7 protein-coding genes are annotated in these 7,764 nt (G+C 55.4%); all 7 read right to left on the bottom strand.

Translation table 11 applies throughout. From position 1 onward, the window contains the following. Positions 1–162: 162 nt before the first annotated feature. On the bottom strand, positions 163–1,443 hold the full coding sequence (locus PHD76_14785; GenBank protein ID MDD5263106.1) for a hypothetical protein: 1,281 nt from the start codon (positions 1,441–1,443) through the stop codon (positions 163–165). A gap of 335 nt (positions 1,444–1,778) precedes the next feature. Continuing rightward, positions 1,779–2,519, bottom strand: a complete 741-nt coding sequence (locus PHD76_14780) for a 16S rRNA (uracil(1498)-N(3))-methyltransferase (protein MDD5263105.1) — start codon at positions 2,517–2,519, stop codon at positions 1,779–1,781. After that, positions 2,519–3,691 (bottom strand): molecular chaperone DnaJ, encoded by a 1,173-nt coding sequence (dnaJ, locus tag PHD76_14775; protein ID MDD5263104.1) that lies wholly within the window; start codon positions 3,689–3,691, stop codon positions 2,519–2,521. The genes PHD76_14780 and dnaJ overlap by 1 nt, the downstream gene beginning before the upstream one ends. Before the next feature lie 3 nt (positions 3,692–3,694). Beyond that, positions 3,695–4,300 (bottom strand): nucleotide exchange factor GrpE, encoded by a 606-nt coding sequence (gene grpE / locus PHD76_14770; protein MDD5263103.1) that lies wholly within the window; start codon positions 4,298–4,300, stop codon positions 3,695–3,697. 49 nt (positions 4,301–4,349) lie between these two features. Next, entirely contained in the window at positions 4,350–4,856 is a 507-nt protein-coding gene (locus PHD76_14765; GenBank protein MDD5263102.1) for an STAS domain-containing protein, read from the bottom strand. 92 nt (positions 4,857–4,948) lie between these two features. Further along, entirely contained in the window at positions 4,949–7,480 is a 2,532-nt protein-coding gene (locus tag PHD76_14760; GenBank protein ID MDD5263101.1) for a tetratricopeptide repeat protein, read from the bottom strand. Between the two features lie 6 nt (positions 7,481–7,486). Continuing rightward, positions 7,487–7,764 (bottom strand): hypothetical protein (locus PHD76_14755; protein MDD5263100.1); only part of this gene is annotated, 278 nt, incomplete at its 5' end.

Raw genomic sequence — 7,764 nt, 5'->3', positions numbered from 1 at the left:
GCCGTCGCGACAAGCGCCGTACTGACAGGCATCAAACAAGCAAGGGTTTTACGGTTCATCTCAGTGAGATTTAATTCGGGTTTAAAGTTTTAAGCTTCCAATATCTTTGCGTTCTTCCTGTAAAAAACATTTTGTCTTCTTTTCGTGTGTTTTGCGTGCGGATCAGAATGCAAAGCCGACAGAGCCGAGGAAATGATCGGCCTGGGGCGAGTCCGGAGCTTCATCGAGCGCAATTTGATAATCCAGTTTCAACACCACATCGGGTGTGGGGAAGACGGCAAGGCCGAAGGTGTGATATTGCCGTTCTCCCTGGCCGGTTGGCATGTTGGCGTCGGACCCCCGGTAGCCTCCCGACTGCAATTCGATGTTGCTGTAGCGGTAGAACGGGACAATTTCCCAGCCGTTCTTCAGTTTTGGGCTCAGATTGAAATGATAGGCCGTTTCGAGCGACCAACCGTGCATGGTGTCGCCGACATTGTTGCTCGGGTCGCTGTCGTTGTTGGCGCGCAGATTGCCGGGACTGCCCAGGAAGATTTCGACATATTCCCCTCGAAACTCCCAGCCGGTCTTGGGAATGCGGTAGCGCAGTTCGGTATCGACCATCGTGAGGCTCGAGTGTCCAAGCGAGGCCCCGGTGTCGGAGTGGGCCCCGCGCGGGGTTGTGTTAGGCGTGAAATAGACGCTGCTGCTGCCCGAGAGTCCGGGGATGCAGGGCGGGGTGTAGCCCAGACGCAGGGCGTAGCCGAGATCGTTTGTTGTTTGGGAGAAATCTCCAATGGGAGATCTTGCCAGTCCAAGAGCCTTTGTTCCGGATATTCCGGCATCATACCCGCCTGCGGGCAGGTCGCCGGTCACGCCGGAATCCTCAAGGCTGGTGCTGATTTGAAATTGATAGGTCAGATTGTCGATAATGTTTCCATAAAGGCTGGTACTGCCCTCGAACCATGTGGACGGGATCAGGCCCTGATAAAGCTCGGGCCGGTTGACGCTGTAAAACTGTGTCGGTTCATGATGCAAATTGGTGTAGCCAAACGGAACTACATCCACTCCCGGGGCCCGCCAGTTGATCGCTTCGTTGAATTTGAAATCGAGATAGGCCTGTTCGATTTCAGCGGAGCCGTGCAGCTTGTCATCCTCGTCGTTAGCGATGCCTCCGTGTTCAAATTCGATCTCTGCGTTGAAAATGATGTTTTCTGCAATCTGCCAGGTCGGCAAAAGGACGACGCGGCCTGCGTCGAATCCGCTGCGCCAGCCGGCGCTGCTTTCGTTGCGGCCATATTTGAGTTCCCCGTAGGCGCCGATATGGAAAGTGCTATCCGAATTGGAGCCCAGTCCGAAGAAGCTTTTGCCGTTATCGGCCAGTTTGGGGGAGGCGTCCTGGGAATTATCGGCTGGCTGATATTGGCTGAGTTGGGATTTGAGGGATTGGATTTCGGACTCCATGGCCTCCATTTTTTGAAGGAGGGCCTCGTTGGAAATTGTGGTGGGTGGAGGGACGGCGGCGTTTGTGATGGGAACGGATAAGATGAGGGATAGGAATATGGATTTAAACGGCAGACAGCGTAGTCTAGAATGGGGCATAGGTTATTGAGAATAGGTCTCAGTCTCATATTTGTCAAAAGAATTTTATGTGGAAGGGCTTACGGCAATTAGATGAAGCAGACGCAAACCGCTTCAGCGGTTGAGAAATTTTTTGCGGGCTTTTTCCCAGGGTATCCGCCTCCGCACAGGCCTCGGCGTGAAACCCTGGGCTCAAGGACGGAACGCCGTTGGCGTTCTCAGCACGCCTGTTTCGAAAGTTCGTAGCTCAAAACACTAATCAAATAAATCGATGCGGTTTCGGTCCGCAAGACCTGTGGGCCCAGCGTGACCGAAACATAGCCCGAGCTGCGAGCCTTTCCAATTTCCGACGGCGTGAAGTCGCCTTCCGGCCCCACCAAAAAAACCACCTCCTTGAGCGGCCCTGCCTTTTTCGATTCCTCCAACACCTGGCCCAAGGGCCGCGCATCCGGTTGGAGCGAGCCGATTAATTTCAGCCCCTTTGAAGCCTGCTGCGCATCCAGAAAGTCCTGGATTTTTGACACGGGATGAAGCACTGGCAGCGTGTTTTGCCCGCATTGCTTGCACGCTTCCACAAGGGTCTGCTTCCACTTGTCCAGTTTGGACTCGATGCGTTCCTCATCAAGTTGGACAACCGAATGGTCCGAGGCGATGGGGTAAATCTCCTGCAATCCCAACTCCGTGGCTTTTTGCAGGATCAAGTCCATGGCCTTGCCCTTGGGTATCGCCTGTCCGAGTATAAGGCGATAACAGGCGCCAGAGGATTGTTGGATACTGAGGGTGCGGTACTCCGTCTTGTTCTTTTGAACCCGGGTCAACACGGCTTTTGCCTCGCCACCCTTGCCGTTGAAGAGCGAGCAGGCATCGCCTTCCTTCATCCGCAGCACCACCGCGGCATGGTGCGATTCCTCACGGCTCAAAAAGCCTGCCGACAGATCCGGACATAAAAAGCGGCGCATCAGTTAAAAAACTCTTTGGCTTTTTCGAGGAAGGATTTTGAAGCGGGGTTGGTGTCCTCGTTGCACACAGCCGCAAACTCCTCCAGCTTTTTGCGCTGCTCGGCCGTGAGCTTTGAAGGAACCTCAACAATGATCCTGACGTTCAAATCGCCATGGCCGTGCCCGTGAATGTCGGGTACGCCCTTGCCCCGGAGGCGGAAGATTTTTCCACTGGGGGTGCCTGCCGGAATTTTCACCACCGCGCGTCCTTCGAGGGTGGGGACGCTCAGCTCGCCGCCCAGTGCGGCTTTGACAAAGCTGATGGGCGCCTCGCAATACAAATGATTGTCTTCACGCACAAAGATTGAGTGTTCCTTGACATGGATGACGATGTACAGGTCGCCTTGGCGTCCACCGCGTACGCCGGCTTCGCCCTGGCCAGTGGAACGGAGCCGCGAACCCGAGTCCACCCCGGGCGGGATCTTGATTTTGATCTTGGACGTTTTTTCCTGCCGCCCTTCGCCGCCGCATTTGGGGCAGGGACGTTCGATGACGGTTCCCGCGCCGCGGCAGTTGGGGCAGGTCTGGGCCATGGAAAAGAAGCCGCGCGTGATGGAGACTTGACCGCTTCCGCGGCAGGTATGGCAGGTGACGGCTTTTGAACCGGAGGCCGCGCCCGAGCCTCCGCAGGTATCGCAGGTTTCGTGTTTTCGGACTGAAATTTCCTTTTCGCAGCCGCGGACGGCCTCTTCCAGCGTGATTTCGAGGTCGTAGCGCAGGTCGGAGCCGCGTCCCTGGCGGGAGGAACCGCCGCGCCCGCCTCCGGACATGGCGTCCTCGAAAATATCACCGAAGATGCTGGCGCCACCGCCTCCTGCGCCGAAGACCTCGCGGAAAATATCAAACGGATCATGGAATCCGCCTCCAAAGCCGCCGGCTGTGGCGGGTCCGCCGACGCCTGAGCCGAACGCGTTATGTCCGTAGCGGTCATAAGCGGCCCGCTTGTCCTGGTCGCATAAGATCTCGTAGGCTTCGCCCAGTTCCTTGAATTTTTCCTCGGCTTCCTTGTTGCCGGGATTTTTGTCCGGGTGGTATTTGACGGCAAGTTTGCGGTAGGCTTTTTTGATTTCCTCCTCGGATGCATTGCGTTGAACGCCCAGGATTTCGTAATAATCGCGTTTGGTCGGAGGCATAATTTAATGGCTTGGTGCGGCAGCGGCTGAGGGGGCGTGGGCGACAATGACGGCGGCCGGGCGCATCAGGCGGTCGCGCAATTTGTAGCCTTTGCGTTGTTGGGAGAGCACGGTTCCATCGGGGTGCTCGGTTGTTTCCTGCTGGCCGATGGCCTCGTGGAGATGCGGGTCAAACTTTTGGCCTGTCGTATTGATTTCCTGCACGCCGCAATCGGAGAGAAAGCGTTGCAACTGGGTTTTGACCATTTGCATGCCTTGGGCGATGGATTTGGCATCGCTGGCGTTCGCGGCGGCTTGAAGGCCGAGCTCAAAATTGTCGATGACCGGCAGGAGTTCTTCCAGCAGGCTTTCGTTGGCGAAACGGATGGCGTCCTCTTTGTCCCGTTGGAGCCGCTTGCGGGAATTGTCGAAATCGGCCTGCAAGCGCAGCAGTTTCTCCTGCAGTTGCGCCACTTTTTCCTGCAATTCAGCCACGCTGGGTTCGGGGGCGGGGGCAGGGGCGCCGGGCTGGGATGCGGGCTGTGTGGCAGATTTGGATTCTGTTTCAGGCGCCGGTTTGGGCGGCTGTTCTTCCAAGGGTATGATGTCTTCTTTCAAGGGTTCTTCCATTTTAGGCTTTTCGGGGGACCGCCGCTTGCAGTGGGCGGAGGATGTTTTGTTATTGGCCATCTGTGTGCAACTTGTTTTTAAGAAAAGTGATGACATCCTGGAATTTGGCCGCGTTGTTTTTGTCCGTATCAATCAGTTTTTGATGGGCATCCAGCATGGTGCGGGCCACTTCATCTTTGTCCGCCTCTTCGTTTGTTTCAAGCGGCGTGTAGCTGCTGTCGGCAGCTTCATTGTTGATGATCGGGTCGATTTCGAGGATTCGATTCAGACCGAGAGACGCGAGCAGTTCCATATTCCGGGAGTTGGCGTGGATGATTTTCAGGCGTTGATGGCCCAGTTTTTTTTGTTCGCAGGCAATCCCGGCCAGCACTCCCATGAAGGTGCTGTCCATGTGAAGGCACTCCTGAAGATCCAGGATCACCTGGTTTGTTCCGGCGCCCGAGACGGTCTCTGCGTAATTTTTAAGGAATCGGGCGTTTTTAAACGATCCTTTACCCACAATGCGCGCTATCGCGAGCGCTCCATCCTGTTTGACCAATATAGCTGACTTGTCCACGTTTTTATTATAAAAGAGGCTTTGGGCAAGTCAATGCCGCTGCCCAACGAAAGGACGAAGCAGGATTCACCGGGCGCGAACTTGAAACTTACTTAGGATTCCTCGTAAAAGAAGTTTGCGGATTTGAGTTCCTCGATCTTCTTGCGGATTTCGTCGCGACCCGGCTCATTGAGGCGTTCCAGAATGCGGTAAATTTCGACAGCGCCTTTGATATTGCCCTGGTCCACCAGCATTTGGGCGGCTAAATTGCCGGAGCGGATAAACCAGTAACTTTCAGGTTGGGCGGGCTGTCCGCTGAGTTCGGGCGGCAGTACGCGTCCGTACACCACATCCAGATAGGCTGCCAGGGCTTCGCTGCTTTTTTGCATTTTTTGCAGGGTTTCCCCCTTTATGCAGCCGGCCTCGTTGCGCTGGGCGATATTGGGGGCTTTGGAGGCGAGTATTTTATTAACGGTATCAAGGGCCAGCGCGTAAAGTTTGGTGTCTTTTTCCGCCAGCGTGTAAAGGCAGCCTGCTTTGCGCAGGGAAGCCTCGGCCCAAATTTGGTCTTCAGGCCGGTCCGTGATGACTGAATCGGCGATTCGGAGGGCGTCCTGCCAGTTTGCCTGCAACATGTAGCAGCGGATTTGGGCGGCACGGGCGTCGCCTTTGATTGGGGATTCCGCGGGGATTTTTTCAAGGATCGAAATGGCATCCTTGAAATTGCCCAGTTGAATGGCGCTGAGGCCGGAGTAATAAATGGCGCGCACGGCCAATTCGTGTTTTGGGAATTTGTCGGCCACTTCCTGGAAGCGGGTTTGGGCCTGGCCGTAATCGCCCTGGGCGCCCTGGGTAAAATAGGTTTCTGCAATTTTAAACATGGCGCGCGCGGTCAGGTCGCTGTTTTTGTTGGGGAAACGCTCGATGAATTTATTCAATTCGTTCCGCAAGGCCTCGGATTGCAGCAGGCCCGCCTGGTCCTGGGCCAGGATGCGGAGATAAACCACATCGGCCGACGAGGAAAAATCCGGATAGTTCTTTTCCAACTGCTGCAGATTTTGCAGCGCGGGCTCGTTTTGCCCGGCTTGGAACTGTGAGCGCGCCAGGCTGAACAGCGCTTCCGCCGTCTTGCTGACGTCCTGCTTGTTTTGGGCGAGGGTTTCGTAAATTTTCCGGGCATCCCCGCCTTTGCCGAGTTTTTCCAGCAATTTGGCCTTTTCCATCAGAATGTCGTTCAAGCGGTTGCTTTTCTGGAATTTCTTTTCAAACTCGTCCTGGGCGGCGCTAAAGGCGTCCAGATTGTTTGTCTTGGATAGCGCCAGGAGACTGTGATAGTAGGCGTTTTCAGATTGTTCCGCCGACTCGGATTTTCGCGCCACATCAAGGAAATCCTTTGAGGCTTTGTCCGCATCCCCGCCGTCCATTTCAATCTCCGCCAGCCGGAACCTTGCATCCAGGGCGAGCTGGGCGTTGACCGTCTGCGAACAGATGACATTCAAACGCTGGAGGGTGGCGTCGCGGTCGTTTTTCTTCAGCAAGGACTCCGCAATGAGGAATTGCGCCGGCCATTTCCAGCTTGAATCGGGAAAGTTGCCGGCCAGGTTGTCGAGCTCCGTGATGGCGGCGTCATAATTGGCGGCATTAAAATAAAACAGGCCGATGGCGTAAAAGGCTGACACGCCCGCGCCGCCCCGGTCGCGCGCCCACTTGCGGACTTCAAGCGCACCCTTGGTGAGACTGTCGTTCTTGACCTGGGCATTGAGAAATCCCGTGATCGCAGCCTGCATGAGTTCCGGGTCGAGGGAGGTCGAGTACGCCTTGGCAAAGCTGTTGGAGGCTTCCTGCCACTTTTGCAGCCCCTTCAACACCTGGCCATTGCCGTACCAGGATTTCGCCAGGAGTTCGCGGGGATAGGCGCGGGAGTCGGAACAGATTTTTTGATAGTTCTCAAGCGCTTTGGCGGTTTTGTCCGCCTGGCGGGCCAGTTCGGCCGTCCAGTAATAAACCTGCAACTGGGTGTTGTGTTCCATTTTCGAGCGGCTGAGCTGATCGACAATGAGGGAGGCGTCCTCGAGTTTTCCGGCGCTGATCAGGATGCGTACTTTTTGCAGCAAGGCCTCCTGGCGCGTGTTTTTTTCAGCCTCGTTTTTCAACAAGGGTTCCAGTATGGCCAGGGCGGCGGCTTCCCCCTGGGTTTGCAGCAGCGCGGTGCTGAGGTTGAAACGCGCTTTCCCGGCAAGCGGATTATCCGGATAATCCTTCAGGAACGATTGATAGAGGGCTGTGGCCTGCTCCCAGTTTTTTTGGGCGAACAGGCTTTCCGCGTCCCAATAAATAAATTCCGCCTTCAGGGTGTCGGGCCCGCCCTGGGGGAAAACGCCCAACAACTCATGCGCCTTCTGGGCTTCTCCCTCGAAAAGAAAACTCTGGCCTAACAAAAGTTTGGCTTCCGCTTCAAGCTCGGTTTTGGGAAAGGCGCTCAAAAACCCGTTGAACTTCAGGATGGCAACATCGTAAAGGCCGTCCTGGAAGGCTTTTTTGGCATAGGTGATTTCCCGGACTTCATCCCGGCTGGGCTTGGCGTCAAGCCCGGACAGGGTCAGGGCCAGGAAAACCGCCCCCAAAATAAAGCCGTTTTTTTTCATGGCAAATTATAAAAGCGCATCGGCTGAAAGCCTTGCCCGACCCGTTTGTTTGCTTTCATTCAATTTCCCCTTTAAAAATTTTCCGGTGTGGCTTCCGGGACACGCGGCCACGCTTTCCGGCGTTCCGACGGCCACAATCGAGCCGCCCTCATCGCCCCCCTCCGGCCCCAGATCGATAATCCAGTCCGCGCATTTAATGACATCCAGGTTATGTTCGATAATCACCATAGTATTGCCCGAATTTCTCAAATTGAAAAGCACGTACATCAACTGTTCCACATCGG

This window comes from Candidatus Methylacidiphilales bacterium, assembly GCA_028713655.1.
Classification (GTDB): domain Bacteria; phylum Verrucomicrobiota; class Verrucomicrobiia; order Methylacidiphilales; family JAAUTS01; genus JAQTNW01.
Note: the sequence above shows the minus strand (reverse complement) of the source record. Positions and strands in the feature narration are given on the sequence as shown.